Origin of the sequence: Streptomyces paradoxus (assembly GCF_014202475.1) — a bacterium.
Taxonomy (GTDB): Bacteria; Actinomycetota; Actinomycetes; order Streptomycetales; family Streptomycetaceae; genus Streptomyces; species Streptomyces paradoxus.
Genome location: NZ_JACHGV010000004.1, coordinates 89,685 through 104,786 on the forward strand (window position 1 = coordinate 89,685; position 15,102 = coordinate 104,786).

General features: G+C 68.4%; 16 protein-coding genes. 7 read left to right on the top strand and 9 right to left on the bottom strand.

Features of this window, described 5'->3' with window-relative positions:
- Positions 1 to 2: 2 nt before the first annotated feature.
- On the bottom strand, positions 3 to 1,619 hold the full coding sequence (locus HNR57_RS14885) for a globin domain-containing protein (protein ID WP_184560497.1): 1,617 nt from the start codon (positions 1,617 to 1,619) through the stop codon (positions 3 to 5).
- A gap of 592 nt (positions 1,620 to 2,211) precedes the next feature.
- Between HNR57_RS14885 and HNR57_RS14890 the strand changes: the two genes are divergently transcribed.
- Positions 2,212 to 3,075: a GNAT family N-acetyltransferase gene (locus HNR57_RS14890; RefSeq protein WP_184560498.1), complete on the top strand. Its 864-nt coding sequence runs from the start codon at positions 2,212 to 2,214 to the stop codon at positions 3,073 to 3,075.
- Between the two features lie 69 nt (positions 3,076 to 3,144).
- Here the strand turns inward: HNR57_RS14890 and HNR57_RS14895 are convergent, their stop codons facing one another.
- Together HNR57_RS14895 and HNR57_RS14900 are read right to left on the bottom strand one after the other, a co-directional pair.
- Positions 3,145 to 3,567 carry a GlcG/HbpS family heme-binding protein gene (locus tag HNR57_RS14895; RefSeq protein WP_184560499.1) on the bottom strand — a complete coding sequence of 141 codons (423 nt, stop codon included), beginning with the start codon at positions 3,565 to 3,567 and terminating at the stop codon, positions 3,145 to 3,147.
- Positions 3,568 to 3,632: 65 nt separating this feature from the next.
- The gene (locus HNR57_RS14900) at positions 3,633 to 4,841 is read right to left on the bottom strand and encodes an MFS transporter (protein WP_184560500.1); all 1,209 of its coding nucleotides are present in this window, start codon (positions 4,839 to 4,841) and stop codon (positions 3,633 to 3,635) included.
- A 143-nt stretch (positions 4,842 to 4,984) separates the two neighbouring features.
- Here HNR57_RS14900 and HNR57_RS14905 point away from each other — a divergent pair, with 143 nt between their 5' ends.
- Entirely contained in the window at positions 4,985 to 5,449 is a 465-nt protein-coding gene (locus HNR57_RS14905; protein WP_184560501.1) for a MarR family winged helix-turn-helix transcriptional regulator, read from the top strand.
- 66 nt (positions 5,450 to 5,515) lie between these two features.
- Positions 5,516 to 5,968: a GNAT family N-acetyltransferase gene (locus HNR57_RS14910; protein WP_184560502.1), complete on the top strand. Its 453-nt coding sequence runs from the start codon at positions 5,516 to 5,518 to the stop codon at positions 5,966 to 5,968.
- A 57-nt stretch (positions 5,969 to 6,025) separates the two neighbouring features.
- On the opposite strand, the gene HNR57_RS14915 is transcribed toward HNR57_RS14910, so the two are convergent.
- Complete coding sequence (locus HNR57_RS14915) at positions 6,026 to 7,411, bottom strand: serine hydrolase domain-containing protein (RefSeq protein WP_184560503.1); 1,386 nt, start codon at positions 7,409 to 7,411, stop codon at positions 6,026 to 6,028.
- Between the two features lie 72 nt (positions 7,412 to 7,483).
- Between HNR57_RS14915 and HNR57_RS40275 the strand changes: the two genes are divergently transcribed.
- The gene (locus HNR57_RS40275) at positions 7,484 to 7,612 is read left to right on the top strand and encodes a hypothetical protein (protein WP_281403889.1); all 129 of its coding nucleotides are present in this window, start codon (positions 7,484 to 7,486) and stop codon (positions 7,610 to 7,612) included.
- A 462-nt stretch (positions 7,613 to 8,074) separates the two neighbouring features.
- Here the strand turns inward: HNR57_RS40275 and dnaB are convergent, their stop codons facing one another.
- Complete coding sequence (dnaB, locus tag HNR57_RS14920; protein WP_184560504.1) at positions 8,075 to 9,553, bottom strand: replicative DNA helicase; 1,479 nt, start codon at positions 9,551 to 9,553, stop codon at positions 8,075 to 8,077.
- A 461-nt stretch (positions 9,554 to 10,014) separates the two neighbouring features.
- Between dnaB and HNR57_RS14925 the strand changes: the two genes are divergently transcribed.
- Positions 10,015 to 11,352 carry an MATE family efflux transporter gene (locus HNR57_RS14925; RefSeq protein WP_184560505.1) on the top strand — a complete coding sequence of 446 codons (1,338 nt, stop codon included), beginning with the start codon at positions 10,015 to 10,017 and terminating at the stop codon, positions 11,350 to 11,352.
- Between the two features lie 141 nt (positions 11,353 to 11,493).
- Here HNR57_RS14925 and rplI read toward each other — a convergent pair whose 3' ends face one another.
- The 4 genes from rplI to rpsF all read right to left on the bottom strand — a co-directional run bounded on the left by rplI (position 11,494) and on the right by rpsF (position 13,187).
- Positions 11,494 to 11,940, bottom strand: a complete 447-nt coding sequence (gene rplI, locus HNR57_RS14930; RefSeq protein ID WP_033309881.1) for a 50S ribosomal protein L9 — start codon at positions 11,938 to 11,940, stop codon at positions 11,494 to 11,496.
- 18 nt (positions 11,941 to 11,958) lie between these two features.
- The gene (gene rpsR, locus HNR57_RS14935; RefSeq protein WP_003949403.1) at positions 11,959 to 12,195 is read right to left on the bottom strand and encodes a 30S ribosomal protein S18; all 237 of its coding nucleotides are present in this window, start codon (positions 12,193 to 12,195) and stop codon (positions 11,959 to 11,961) included.
- A 45-nt stretch (positions 12,196 to 12,240) separates the two neighbouring features.
- Complete coding sequence (locus tag HNR57_RS14940; protein WP_184560506.1) at positions 12,241 to 12,825, bottom strand: single-stranded DNA-binding protein; 585 nt, start codon at positions 12,823 to 12,825, stop codon at positions 12,241 to 12,243.
- Positions 12,826 to 12,896: 71 nt separating this feature from the next.
- Positions 12,897 to 13,187, bottom strand: coding sequence for a 30S ribosomal protein S6 (gene rpsF, locus HNR57_RS14945; protein ID WP_030847098.1), 291 nt, complete (start codon positions 13,185 to 13,187; stop codon positions 12,897 to 12,899).
- 264 nt (positions 13,188 to 13,451) lie between these two features.
- On the opposite strand from rpsF, the gene HNR57_RS14950 reads away from it, so the two are divergent.
- Both HNR57_RS14950 and femX read left to right on the top strand, forming a co-directional pair.
- Positions 13,452 to 13,757, top strand: a complete 306-nt coding sequence (locus HNR57_RS14950; RefSeq protein ID WP_107456497.1) for a hypothetical protein — start codon at positions 13,452 to 13,454, stop codon at positions 13,755 to 13,757.
- Positions 13,758 to 13,925: 168 nt separating this feature from the next.
- Entirely contained in the window at positions 13,926 to 15,047 is a 1,122-nt protein-coding gene (gene femX / locus HNR57_RS14955; protein ID WP_031137685.1) for a peptidoglycan bridge formation glycyltransferase FemX, read from the top strand.
- The last annotated feature ends 55 nt before the right edge of the window (positions 15,048 to 15,102 follow it).

The window sequence follows — 15,102 nt, forward strand, 5'->3', positions numbered from 1 at the left end:
GGTCAGCTTCCGGCCGCGACCAGTTCCTCCACGGAGTCGTGCCGAATGCGGTCCGACGGGATGCCGATGTCCCTCAGGGCGTCCACACTGCTGCGGATCATCCCGGGCGGCCCCGAGAGGTAGGCGTCGAACTCGTTCCACGGCCCATAGGCGCGTATCGCGTCCGGCAACTGCTGGTTCGCCTGCTGGTCGATGATGGCCCGGACCGAGAGCCAGGGGTGGCTCTGCTGCAGGCGGAGCATGGTGTCGATGTCGTACAGGTCGTGGTCCGTTCGGGCGCCGTAGAAGACCTCGACCGGCCGGCGGTCCCCGTGCTCGGCGACATCCTCGACCAGGGCCTTGATGGGCGCTATGCCCGTGCCGCCGCCCAGGCAGAGCAGACCGCTGTCGGTGGTGTGGTCGACGGTCATGGAACCGGCGGGCGGGCCGAGCCGGATGATGTCGCCGGGGCGGGCGCGGTGCACCAGGGCATTGGAGACCCAGCCCGCCGGAACGGCCTTCACGTGGAACGACAGCAGACCATCGGACCGGGGTGCCGAAGCGAAGGAGTAGTGCCGCCATATCCGCGGCCACCAGGGCGTCTCCACACTCGTGTACTGCCCGGCGAGGAAGGGGTACGGCTGGTCGGGCCGGATGGTGACGACCGCGACGTCCGGGGTTCTCAGGTCGTGCGTGACGATCTCGGCGTACCACCAGGCCGGGGCGCGCAGTTCGTCCGCGGCCGCCGCGTCGATCATGACCTGGGAGATCGTGGTGTAGGCCCTGACCCAGGCCGCCTCCATCTCCGCGTTCCAGACACCGGCGGCGTATTTGCTCAGCGCACCGATGAGGCACTCGCCGACGGCCGGGTAGTGCTCGGCCCGCGTCCCGTACTTCCGGTGCCCCCGGCCGAGATTTTGCAGGTAGTCGACGAGGACTTCCTTGTTGTCGATGTGCTCGGCGGCCGTGAGCAGCGCTCTGAGCAGCCGGTCCCGCTGGGTGTCCATCGCGGCCGGGAACAGCGACCGCAGGTCGGGGTGGCGGACGAAGAGCAGAGCGTAGAAGTACGACGTGACCTTGTCGGCGACCGGCCCCACCTCGGCCATGGCGCGGCGGATGAGGAGGGCGTCCGGGGAACCGGCTTCGGCCGGGGCGGTGGCGGCCCCTTCCGGGGGCGACACCGGCTCCTGCCGCTGGGCGGGGACCTGCTGCTCGGCAGCGGCAGTCGAGGGCGGAGCCAGGGTGGAGGCGAAAGGCGCGGGGGTCAGCGCGGTCGGTGCGGGACCCGGCGACGCTGCGGTGGCGAGGCTCGAGACCGTGGGGGAAGGGGCGTGCTGCGCGGCTTGAGGGGCGGGCGGGGGTATCGGCCCCGGGGCCTCACGCCCTTGCTCCGGCCCACCGGTGCTCACCCTGCCGGGCGTCGAGTCGGGCGGCGCGGATGTGCCCTCTGGCGGCGCTTCCGGGATGGTTCCGGGCCTGCCCACCGGGCGTATCGCGGCCGGTCGACGTCCTTCCGCCGTCCTGTCGGGCGTTCTGGCGTCGCTGTCCGGCGGCGTCGTCGGGTCCTTGCGGGGTGTGAACCAGCCGCCCCCGCCGCCAGAAGTGCCGTTGTCGGCCGACGTGGTGGTCGGAGCGTCCATGGTGTGCCTCGCCTCGAGCATCTTTCGGTCGGTCTGCGCACTTCCCAGTCGGAAGGTGCCTGCTTTCCCCCGTGGACGGTCTGCGTTCCCATCCTTGTCGTGGCCAATGCGGCCACATTCAACCCGTATTCCGCTTCCGTACGGACAAGTAAGGCGAGAGTGTGACATTGGCCGCAGTAACTCTCATCGAGCTTCTCACCCGCCTGGACGCTTCCGACACATAACCGGAAACGCGGGTCTTCGATCTCTCCGTCCCGTTAGGCTGCATTGCCCTGCACTGAGCCCACGCGGGGCGGGTCGTGCCGTCCCGGATGCGAACCGGAGTCGACCCTACCGGCCACCGCCGTGCACACAAGTCCCCCCTTCCCTCGCCACGAATGCGGGCACCCCGCGAACCATCACGTCGGTCAACTACGGTGCGGTACAACCCCGTTCCCCTCCTGGATCGAACACGCAGTGTTCTTACGCGTTTCACGTGAAACATCCAGCACCGGCCCGCGCCGTGTACGGGTGGCGACAACTGGCCAAAAGCTCGTATGTCTCCGCTGAAAGAGGTGGACGTCAGGGGCCCGCGTCGGACAGCCTGACCTGCGTGCCGACTCCTTCTCTTACCTCCCTGCCCATTCGCCGTCTGACGCTCCGCGATCTCACCGCTTGCGCCGACTTGTCCGAGGACCGGGGGTGGCCACGGGAGGAGCACAAGTGGGGCTTCCTCCTCACAGCCGGGAAGGGCTACGGCATCGACGACCCCGACGGCGGTCTGGTCAGCGCCTGCGTCGTCACCGAGTACGGACCGCATGACCCCGCCCTCGCCGCGATCGGCATGGTTCTGGTCGCCGGACGGCATGCTCGTCAGGGCGTGGGACGCCGGCTGATGCGCCATGTCATCTCGGCGATGGGCACCACCCCTCTCACCCTTCATGCCACGCCGTACGGCCGCCCCCTCTACGAAGAACTCGGCTTCAAAGTCACCGGGCGGGCCGAGATGGTCTGTGGGCACTTCACTCCCGGCGGGCCGGAGCCGAGGATCGCCACTCGCGCAGCCACCGCCGAGGACCTCACCGCGATCCTCCGTCTCGACGAGCAGGTGTTCGGGGCCGATCGCACCCACATCGTCACCCGCCTCCCCGCTTTCGCCGACCAGTTGCGTGTGGCCGAGGAGAGCGGGCGGATCATCGGGTACGCGGGCGCCTGGCCCAACATGGACACCCACGTCGTGGGCCCGCTCATCGCACGCGACACCTCGGTGGCGCAGGCGCTCATCACCTCGCTTGCCGCTCACACCGACCGTCCGCTGCGCACCGACATCGATGTGCGGCACGAAGAACTCCTCACGTGGGTGAAGGAACGTGGCCTGGAATCCATCGCCTTCAACTCGGTGATGTCGAACGGGATCACCGAGTTGCCCGGAGACTGGAGCCGGCGGTTCGCGCCGGTCACGGTCGCGGCGGGCTGAAGAGCCTCGACACGACGATGCGGCTCCCCGGAAGACCGGGGAGCCGCACGTCATGTTGGAGAGGCCTGGTCAGGCGAGGGTCTCCAGGGCGGCCGTGGCGAAGCCGTGGTCCTGCTCCGGGGCACCGCCGCCGACGCCGATCGCACCGATCAGACGGCCGTCGCGGTGCACTGGAACACCGCCGGCGATGAACAGAAGCGGCCGGTCGAGCGCGGTCGGCAGCGTGTGGAAGAGGCCTCCGGGCTGCACCGCGTCGACCAGGTCGGCGGTGGGCGCGTTCAGCTGGAGAGCCGTGTAGGCCTTGCGGGTGCTGGTCTCGCCGGAGATCAGCACGGCGCGGTCGTCCCGCCGGAAGGCGAGCAGATGACCGCCCGCGTCCAGGACGGTGACGCTGACGTGGACACCTGCGGCCGCGGCGGCACCCTGGGCCGCGGCGACGAGCGCGTCGGCGTCCTGGGTGGCCAGCGGGGCGACAGTGGTGGCGGTGTTCATGAGGGAGTTCTCCTGGACGTGCTGGTGGTGCCGGGTCATGAGGTCGGTCGGGGTGGTGCGGCTGGTCAGTGGTGGACGGCGGCCCGCTGCTCGGCCGGTGTGCCGCCCGTGACGACGATGCTGGGCTCACCGGTACGGCGCTCCAGGGCTGCCGAGAGAAGGGCCAGGGCCAGGGCTCCGGCTGCCAGAGCGGCACCGACCCAGTTGGGGGCGGTGTAGCCGAGGCCCGCCGCGATGACGAGGCCGCCGAGCCAGGCGGACAACGCGTTGCCGAGGTTGAAGGCACCGATGTTCACGGCGGAGGCCAGGGTCGGAGCGCCGTGCGCCTGGTCGAGGACCCGCTTCTGGAGCGGCGGCACGGTGGCGAAGCCCAGGGCACCGATCAGCGCGATGGTGATCGCCGACAGCAGCTTGTGGTGGGCGGTGAAGGTGAACAGCGCCAGGACGACGGCCAGGGCGCCCAGGGAGACGTACAGCATGGGCATCAGGGCGCGGTCGGCGAACTTGCCGCCGACGAGGTTGCCGCCGACCATGCCGACGCCGAAGAGGACCAGCAGCCAGGTGACCGAGCCGTCGGCGAAGCCTGCGACGTGGGTCATCATCGGCGCGATGTAGGTGATGGCCGCGAAGACACCGCCGAAGCCGAGGACGGTCATGGCCATCGCGAGCAGCACCTGCACGTTCTTGAAGGCGGCCAGTTCGTGGCGCAGGCGCACGCCTTCTGCCTTGGGCATGTCGGGAACGAGCCGGGCGATGCCGCCCAGGCCGACGACGCCGAGTGCGGCGACGATGGCGAAGGTCACCCGCCAGCCGACGGACTGCCCGACGAGCGTGCCCAGCGGGACACCGACCACGTTGGCGACGGTCAGGCCGGTGAACATCATCGCGATGGCTCCGGCCTTCTTGTCCGGGGCGACGAGGTCGGCCGCGACGACCGAGCCGATGCCGAAGAAGGCACCGTGGGCCAGTGAAGCGACGATCCGGCCGATCAGCATGACGGAGAAGGCCGGGGCGAGTGCCGAGAGCAGGTTGCCGACGATGAACAGGCCCATGAGCAGCATCAGCATCCGCTTGCGGGAGATCTTGGTGCCGAGCACGGTCATCAGCGGGGCGCCGAACATGACGCCGAGCGCGTAGCCGGTCACCAGGTATCCGGCGGTGGGGATGGAGACCCCGTAGTCGCCCGCGACCTCGGGCAGCAAGCCCATGATCACGAATTCCGTCGTTCCGATCCCGAAGGCCCCGATCGCGAGGGCCAGAAGCGCGAGAGGCATGGAGGGGTTACCTTCCCAGACGATTGCAGGAGCGCTTTGCGTGCGTCCACAATAGTTGCAGACGCGGGCTATATGCAACCGCCGTCAATTGCGCATCTGCTCTATCCTGGGGTGGCAGCCGCTCCGGGACGGAGGAAACGCCAATGACAGCGACGGACCCCGCGCTCACCGCTCTCGCCCAGAGCTGGTGCGCCCTCTCCCTGCTCCACGGGAGGATCGAGGCCCACATCGAGCGCGCCCTACAGGCGGGGCACGACCTCAGCGCGCGCGAGTACTCCCTGCTGGACGTGCTCAGCCGACAGCACGACGGGGACGGCGGCCATCTGCAGATGAAGCAGGTCGCCGACGCGGTCGTCCTCAGCCAGAGCGCCACCACACGTCTGGTCACCCGCCTGGAAGACCGCGGGCTCCTGGAGCGCTACCTGTGCCCCACGGATCGCCGGGGCATCTACACGAACGTCACCGAAACGGGCCTCGAGCTGCTGGAAGCCGCGCGGCCGACCAACGACGCCGCCCTGCGCGAAGCCCTCGACGAAGCGGCGAAGAACCCCGAACTGGCTCCGCTGGTCCGGGTCGTGGAGACGCTGAAGGCTCCGGTGCCCGCCTAGGGCACACCCGCACAGGACGTGCGCCGCGCGGCATCTGCACCGGCCGGCTCTGCGTAGGGTGCAGCCATGGGAGATCTTGAGATACGTGCCGCCATCGCCGACGACGTCCCGGCGATCGTCGCCATGCTCGCTGACGACCCGTTGGGCGCACAGCGCGAGTCGCCGGACGATCTCGCCCCTTACCTGGCCGCACTGGAGCGGCTCAGCGCCGACCCGAACCAGCGTCTGGTCGTGGCGGTACGGCAGGGCCGGGTCGTGGGCACGCTCCAGCTCACGATCATTCCCGGGCTCTCCCGGCGGGGTGCCACCAGGTCGATCATCGAAGGGGTGCGTATCCATGCGGACGAGCGCGGCAGCGGCCTGGGAACACAGCTCATCGAGTGGGCGATCGACGCATCTCGGGAGGAAGGGTGCCAGTTGGTCCAGCTGACCTCCGACAGGACGCGCACCAACGCCCACCGCTTCTACGAGCGGCTCGGGTTCACGGCCTCCCACACCGGCTTCAAGCTCCAGCTGTAACCGGCATGCGTGGGCGCCGTGTTTCACGTGAAACACGGCGCCCACGCATGTCACCGCCTAACCGATGCCACGCCATCCCTCCGGAGCGACTCCACCCGGCACAGGAGCCCCCTCGTCGTACGGCTGACGCGTGAACACGAACGAGCCGAGGTCCAGATGGCTCACGGATCCGTCCGGCCGCCGTACGGCCTTCAGGAGCTCGCCGGCGTAGTACCCTTCCAGCCCCGTCCATGTGCCGTCGCCGTTCGGGCGGAACCGAGAGCGGCGCCCGGCACCGGAGAGCGGCCCCAGTGCGATGAGTCCGTCCGCCGTCACCCGCAGGGCGAAGGCGTGCGTCCCCCAGTACCACTGGCCCGTCAGCTCCAGGAGCGACTGGTCGAGATCAGCCAAGGGCTTCCACGGTGCCGGGATGCGCGGCTCCGCCTCGGCGACGATGCTGACCAGGTCGGCGGCGACCGCGAACAGCAGCGGCCCGGACGTGGAGTTGGCCATGGCGATCGCCGCCACGTCGTCATCCACGCTGATCATGAGGCAGGCGAGGAACCCGGGCAGCGAGCCGGTGTGGCCGACGAGGGACCGGCCGTTCCGCCGCCGGATCTCCATGCCCAGACAGTAGGCGTAACCGCTCGCCACATCCGCAGACTCGTGGGCGGCGGCCGGTGTCCTCATCTCCCGGAGCGACTCGGCGCTCAGCACCCGCTCGTCGCCCTGAACCAAGAACACCGCGAACCGCGCCAAGTCGCCAGTCGTCGACCAGAGCTGACCGGCCGGCGCCATGCGCCCCAGATCCTCGATGGGCTCGGGAAGCATCACATCGGCCCACGGATGCACGGCCCAGCCACCCGCATGGGGCGCCTGAGGAAGCACACTCGTACGATGCAGGCCCAGGGGTTCGAGCACTTCACGCCGAAGGACCTCCTCCCAGGGGGCCCCACGGAGCTTCTCGATGAGTGCGCCGAGCAGTGCGTATCCCGGGTTCGAGTAGTGGAATCGGCGACCGGGCGGGGCCAGCAGGGGCCGCTCACCCAGCACGTCGGCGAGTTCGGGCCGCAGGGCCCCGGGGCTCCGCTCCCACCACGGTCCCGGAGTCTCGGCTGCCAGCCCGCCTGTGTGCGCCAGGAGTTCGGCGACGGTGGCCTCCCCCACGCCGGTGCCCGGCAGATGCTTCTCGAGCGGATCCCCGAGATCCAGTGCACCCTCGTCGCGGAGCCGCAGTACGAGGACGGCCGTGAAGGTCTTGGTGATCGAGCCGATCCGGTACTGCACGTTCTCGTCCGGCGCGTGCCCTTCCACCGAAGTCCGCGCACCCGTCCACACCGTTGTGCCGTCCCGCACGACGGCCGCCACGAGCGACGGAGCCCGCCCTTCGGCCTGCGCGACGGCGATCCGGTGCAGAAGAGCGCGGCGGGTGCCGGGAAGCAGTTCTCCCTGAGATGTCGTCATGGACCCAGTCCACCCGGCCGGGCATCACCTCGTCGAGCACATTTGGAGGCCGGCGCCTGTGAAGATGAGGCCGTGCTGACCTACGTGTACCGCATCACCAAGTACGACCACGCCCACCGCGACGAACAGGGCCGCTACACCGGCCCTGATGACACCGTCAGCGACCACGGCGAGGTCGAGGCGGCATATCTGCACAGGTAGTACCCCTCGACGGTGCGCTTCCTACGCCTTCGAAGCCGAGGAGAACGAGCAGTACGCCCAGCGGCCGGCAGATGACGACTTCCGGGCCGACCTGCACCGGGCAGTCGTCGCCGGCCAGGCGGGGGTCCTGGAAGGGACATACCTCGAAGGCGCCTCACGATGGCACCATCTCACCAGCGATACCCTCGACCCGGTCCGCGCCGGGCTGCTCCCCCGGGCCCGACTCGCGGTCTGGCCACTCCTGTCGTCCGACATCGCCGCCGTCCTCAGGGACCTTCCCGCTGATGGCCTCGTCGAAGGGGTGTGGCAGGACGAGGAGGGCCTCATCAGCAGCGCCGTAGTCGACGACGCGTGCCCCTGCACCGCAGTCATGACCGACGACGGAGTCCTGCGGGCACGTCGGCGGGCGGAGCCCACGCCGAGTGACCGGGACTGGGCACGCCGTCAGTCCTGACGGGTGGATCAGGTCTGCGCCATGTCCACGAATCGTGAGTAGTGCCCCTGGAAGGCGACCGTGATCGTGGCCGTCGGGCCGTTGCGGTGCTTGCCCACGATGATGTCCGCCTCGCCCGCGCGCGGCGACTCCTTCTCGTACGCGTCCTCGCGGTGCAGAAGGATCACCATGTCGGCGTCCTGCTCGATGGAGCCCGACTCACGCAGGTCGGACACCATCGGTTTCTTGTCCGTGCGCTGTTCGGGACCACGGTTGAGCTGGGAGAGCGCGATCACGGGAACCTCCAGCTCCTTGGCGAGGAGCTTGAGATTCCGGGACATGTCCGAGACCTCCTGCTGCCGGCTCTCGGAGCGCTTGGAACCTCCGGCCTGCATCAGCTGCAGATAGTCGATGATCACGAGCTTGATGTCGTTTCGCTGTTTCAGCCGACGGCACTTCGCGCGAATCTCCATCATCGACAGGTTGGGGGAGTCGTCGATGTAGAGCGGTGCGGACGAGACCTCGGGCATCCGGCGCGCCAGGCGCGTCCAGTCATCGTCCGTCATGGTGCCGGACCGCATGTGGTGCAGGGCGACGCGGGCCTCCGCGGACAGCAGACGCATGGCGATCTCGTTGCGCCCCATTTCCAGGGAGAAGATGACGCTCGGCAGGTTGTGCTTGATCGACGCGGCCCGGGCGAAGTCCAGGGCGAGCGTCGACTTGCCCATGGCGGGACGAGCCGCGATGACGATCATCTGCCCCGGGTGCAGACCGTTGGTGAGGGAGTCGAGGTCGGTGAACCCGGTGGGAACGCCCGTCATTTCGCCACTGCGCGAGCCGATCGCCTCGATCTCGTCGAGCGCGCCCTCCATGATGTCGCCGAGCGGCAGGTAGTCCTCGCTGGTGCGCTGCTCGGTGACCGCGTAGACCTCTGCCTGGGCGCGGTTGACGATCTCGTCGACGTCGTCGTCGGCCGCGTACCCCATCTGCGTGATGCGTGTCCCGGCCTCGACCAGGCGGCGCAGCACGGCCCGCTCGTGCACGATCTCCGCGTAGTACGCCGCGTTGGCCGCCGTGGGGACCGTCTGGACGAGGGTGTGCAGATACGAGGCCCCGCCGACCTTGTTGATCTCGCCGCGCTTGGTGAGCTCGGCCGCGATCGTGATGGGGTCGGCCGGCTCGCCCTTGGCGTAGACGTCGAGGACGGCCTGGTAGATCGTCTCGTGGGCCGGCTTGTAGAAGTCGTGACCCTTGAGGATCTCGACGACGTCTGCGATGGCGTCCTTGGAGAGGAGCATGCCGCCGAGGACGGACTGCTCGGCATCGATGTCCTGCGGCGGTACCCGCTCGAAGGACGGGGCCGATCCGTCCCACGCCCCGTTGTCCCTGCCACGCTCGTGCTGTTCGTCACGGCCCCGGGCTCCGTCACCACGTCGGCGGGAGGCGGGCAGACGATCACTGGGACCGCTGTCGGCCCACGGATCGTCCAAGGGCTCGGAAATGCTCACCGAGCCACCTCCTCCCGTCCGCCGAAGCAGACCTAGCCGTGCCCCTCTGTTCTACGGCACGGCACTGACAAATAAGAGGCCCAACTCCGGTTGGCACGCGCCGGTTTTGTGGCGTTTTGAAAACCGGCGGGACGGAGCGGGCGCCGGACCACCGTAGGCCTGTCGGCACCGTCAGCCAATCTGGTTATCCACAGGCCATGTGGACGACGGCCGAGATGCTGTGGAGAACTCCGCAAAACCTGTGCACGACCCGGTGGACAGCCCTGTGAACAAGCAGCGACCCCCACCACGAAAATCCCTCCGACCTGCATCTTTGTCGTCCACCGGCTGTGCAGAAGAAAAACTTCCCCAAGCAGCCCAAGTTCGCCTCGAACAGGGCACAGCAGTGCGCACCCCAGGACGGACAGTAAGGGTCACAAAAGCTTTGCATCTCTTACCTGTGGACGATTAGATTGGTGCACATGACACAGGCCCCCGTGCGAAGCCGAACCGGCAGGAGACAGCACGACCGAGAGATCGTCGCGCTGGCCGTGCCGGCCTTCGGCGCCCTCGTCGCCGAGCCCCTCTTCCTCTTGGCCGACACCGCCATCGTGGGCCACCTGGGCACAGCCCAACTCGCCGGTCTCGGCGTCGCCTCGGCCCTGCTGATGACCGCCGTGAGCGTCTTCGTCTTCCTCGCCTACGCCACGACGGCCGCGGTTGCCCGTCGCGTCGGAGCGGGCGACCTCCCGGCCGCCATCCGGCAAGGCATGGACGGTATCTGGCTGGCACTGCTTCTCGGCGCTGCCGTCGTCGCCGTCGCGCTGCCGACGGCACCCCACATCGTGGACCTCTTCGGCGCCTCGGACGCGGCAGCCCCCTACGCGATCACCTATCTGCGCATCTCGGTGCTCGGCATACCGGCCATGCTCGTGGTCCTCGCGGCGACCGGTGTCCTGCGCGGCCTACAGGACACCAGGACCCCGCTCTACGTCGCCATCGCCGGCTTCGTCGCCAACGGCGCCCTCAACGCCGGTCTTGTCTACGGCGCCGATCTGGGGATCGCCGGTTCCGCGTGGGGCACCGTGATCGCCCAGTGCGGCATGGCCGCGGTCTATCTCGTGGTGGTTCTGCGAGGAGCACGCAAGCATGGTGCCTCGCTGCGCCCGGATGCCGCCGGGATCAGGGCCTCCGCGCAAGCCGGTGTGCCGCTGCTGGTGCGCACCCTCTCGCTGCGGGCGATCCTGATGATCGCCACGGCGGTCGCCGCCCGCCTCGGGGATGCCGACATCGCCGCTCACCAGATCATCCTCTCCCTGTGGAGCCTTCTGGCGTTCGCACTCGACGCCATCGCCATCGCGGGACAGGCCATCATCGGTCGCTACCTCGGAGCCGGTGACGCCCAGGGCGCCCGGGACGCCTGCCGCCGCATGGTCGAGTGGGGTATCGCCGTCGGAGTCGTCCTCGGAATCCTGGTGGTCGTCGCCCGACCGGTGTTCCTGCCCCTGTTCACCAGCGACCCGGCAGTCAAGGATGTGGCGCTGCCCGCCCTGATCATCGTCGCCCTCTCCCAGCCCATCTCCGGCATCGTCTTCGTCCTGGACGGCGTCCTGATGGGTGCCGGCGACGGCCCTTACCTGGCCTGGGCGATGCTGATCACCCTGGCCGTCTTCACGCCGGCCGCTCTGCTGGTCCCGGTGCTGGGCGGCGGGCTGACCGCTCTCTGGGCCACGATGACGCTGATGATGACCGTTCGGATGCTGACCCTGTGGCTTCGCACTCGCTCGGGCCGCTGGATGGTGACGGGCGCGACCCGCTGACCGTTTCACGTGAAACGCTGCCTGTTTCACGTGAAACACGACGTACCTGTTTCTCTGGCAGACACGAGCTTGGCGAACACGAATGGGGCCGCACCCCGCAGGGTGCGGCCCCATCGCTTACTGCTTCAGCACACGCGGCACTCAGGCCGCGACGACCTCGATGTTGACCTTGGCGGCAACCTCGGGGTGCAGACGCACGGACGTCTCGTGAGCGCCCAGCGTCTTGATCGGCGAGCCGAGCTCGATGCGGCGCTTGTCGACCTCGGGACCGCCGGAGGCCTTGATCGCGGAAGCGATGTCGGCCGGGGTGACGGAACCGAAGAGACGACCGGCGTCGCCGGAGCGGACGGCCAGACGGACCTTGACGCCCTCGAGCTGGGCCTTCACAGCGTTGGCCTGCTCGATGGTCTGAATCTCGTGGATCTTGCGAGCACGACGGATCTGCTCGACGTCCTTCTCGCCACCCTTGGTCCAGCGGATAGCGAACTTCCGCGGGATCAGGTAGTTGCGAGCGTAACCGTCCTTGACGTCGACGACGTCGCCCGCGGCACCGAGGCCGGAGACCTCGTGGGTGAGGATGATCTTCATGAGTCGGTCACCCTTCCCTTATCGCGCGGTGGAGGTGTAGGGCAGCAGCGCCATCTCACGGCTGTTCTTCACGGCCGTGGCGACGTCACGCTGGTGCTGCGTGCAGTTGCCGGTCACGCGGCGGGCACGGATCTTGCCGCGGTCGGAAATGAACTTCCGCAGCATGTTCGTGTCCTTGTAGTCCACGTACGTGACCTTGTCCTTGCAGAATGCGCAGACCTTCTTCTTCGGCTTGCGCACAGGCGGCTTAGCCATGGTGTTTCTCCTGTGTGATCAAGAAGTGTGAGTGCGAACCCGCCCTTAGAAGGGGGGCTCGTCCGAGTAGCCGCCGCCACCGCCGCCGGAGTTTCCACCCCAGCCGCCGCCACCGCCCTGGTTGCCACCGGCGGGAGCGCCGGTCGCCCACGGGTCGTCGGCGGGAGCGCCGCCGCCCTGCTGGCCACCGCCGGGGCCGCCGCCCCAGCCGCCGCCACCCTGGCTGCCGCCGCCACCGCCGCCGTAGCCGCCCTGGCCACCGCGGCCGGTGGTCTTGGTGACCTTGGCCGTGGCGTTGCGCAGGCTGGCGCCGACTTCCTCGACGTCCAGCTCGTAGACCGTGCGCTTGACACCCTCACGGTCCTCGTAAGACCGCTGCTTCAGCCGGCCCTGCACGATGACGCGCATGCCTCGCTGGAGCGACTCAGCGACGTTCTCCGCCGCCTGACGCCAGACCGAGCAGGTCAGGAAGAGGCTTTCGCCGTCCTTCCACTCGTTCGTCTGGCGGTCGAAGGTGCGGGGGGTGGACGCGACACGGAACTTCGCGACCGCCGCACCGGAGGGGGTGAAGCGCAGCTCGGGGTCGTCGACAAGATTGCCGACGACCGTGATGACGGTCTCGCCTGCCATGGGGGAACCTCTCGGCGGGTTTGCTCTGGCTGCTTGCTACTCGAATCCCGGGATCAGCTGAGCTGGGAAGCTCAGTGGGTCTCGGGGCGGAGGACCTTGGTCCGGAGGACCGACTCGTTCAGGTTCATCTGGCGGTCGAGCTCCTTGACGACCGCAGGCTCGGCCTGCAGGTCGATGACCGAGTAGATGCCCTCGGGCTTCTTCTTGATCTCGTACGCGAGACGACGACGGCCCCAGGTGTCGACCTTCTCGACCTTTCCGCCGCCGTCACGGACGACAGAGAGGAAGTTCTCGATCAACGGAGAGACAGCGCGCTCCTCGACCTCGGGGTCGAGGATGACCATCACCTCGTAGTGACGCATGTGGAACCCACCTCCTTTGGACTCAGCGGCCACGGTCGTTCCGTGGCAGGAGGGTTGTGATGCGTAGGCAACGGTATCGGCCACCACTGACAATCGGGGGTTCTGGCGAGAAGCCCCTGCCGTGACATGGGCAGACACCGGTGCGGACGGTACAGAGTACCCTCACAGCGGCTTGCGGTTGAAATCCGGGCGCCGGGGCAGCCAATCTGTACACATCGGGTGTGTATGGCGCTACGATGCGCCGCCTTTCGCAGGAGGTGCCCTATGGCACAGGCATTGCGACCCAACACCGCCGGCGGTCTCTTCGCCACGGACGGCAAACCCCATCCCCTCCAGGACACCCTGCTCGCGGTGACCCTGGTGCTGGGCCTCTTGTCGTTCCTCACGGCGATCATCGACGAAGACCTGCACCTGCTCAGCTCCTGGGCCGGCCTGGTGGGCATCCTCACGGGTGCCTACGGCCAGTGGATCTCGGAGACGACCCGGGAGCGCTTCGGCCTGATCCTGGGCCTGGGTGCATCGGGAGTCGGGTTCTTCCTGGGCATGGCGCACGGCGGCCTGATCGGCTGACGCCAGGACACCCCCTCAGCTGAACACCGGATCACGCCCCGGCCGGCCTCTGGCCGGGGCGAAGGTCCCGTACGCCCAACCGGCGCGCTTCCAAGGCGCAGTAGGCTTCGCGCGAGAGCCGGAGCCCCTGTACCCATGGGGACACACCAGCCCGAGGAGCGCCCCTAAATGAGCCTGACCCTGAGGACCATCAGTCGCGAGCAGCATCTGGCCTACATCCAGAGCCTGCCGTCGGCGAGCCACATGCAGGTCCCGGCCTGGGCTGACGTCAAGGCGGAGTGGCGCTCCGAGAACCTCGGCTGGTTCGACGACCGCACCGGCGAGATGGTCGGTGCCGGTCTGGTTCTCTACCGGCAGCTTCCCAAGATCAAGCGCTACCTCGCCTACCTGCCCGAGGGCCCGGTCATCAACTGGTTCGCGCCGAATCTGCAGGAGTGGCTCGAGCCGATGCTGGCGCACCTGAAGCAGCAGGGCGCCTTCTCCGTGAAGATGGGCCCGCCGGTGATCATCCGGCGCTGGGAAGCCCCCTCCATCAAGCAGGGCATCCAGAACCCGGACGTCAAGCGCCTGCGCGACATCGAGGCCGACCACATCGAGCCGCGCGCCTTCGAGGTGGCCGACAAGCTGCGCCGCATGGGCTGGCAGCAGGGCGAGGACGGCGGCGCCGGCTTCGGCGACGTCCAGCCACGCTACGTGTACCAGGTGCCGCTGGCGAACCGCTCCCTGGAAGAGGTCCACAAGAACTTCAACCAGCTGTGGCGCCGCAACATCAAGAAGGCCGAGAAGGCCGGCGTCGAGGTCGTCCAGGGCGGCTACCAGGACCTCGAGGAATGGCAGCGACTGTACGAGATCACGGCCGTGCGCGACCACTTCCGGCCACGCCCGCTGTCGTACTTCCAGCGCATGTGGACGGCCCTCAACACCGAGGACCCCAACCGCATGCGGCTGTACTTCGCCCGGCACAACGGCGTGAACCTGTCGGCCGCCACGATGCTGATCGTCGGCGGGCACGTGTGGTACTCCTACGGCGCCTCCGACAACATCGGCCGCGAGGTCCGGCCCTCGAACGCGATGCAGTGGCGGATGCTGCGCGACGCCTACGCGCTCGGCGCCACCGTCTACGACCTGCGCGGCATTTCCGACTCGCTGGACGAGACCGACCACCTCTTCGGCCTGATCCAGTTCAAGGTGGGTACCGGCGGCCAGGCGGCCGAATACCTCGGCGAGTGGGACTTCCCTCTGAACAAGCTGCTGCACAAGGCGCTCGACATCTACATGTCGCGCCGCTGATGTCCCGTTCAGTGCTTCTATACCCCTGATACACGGCAAACCGCCGCTACACGGC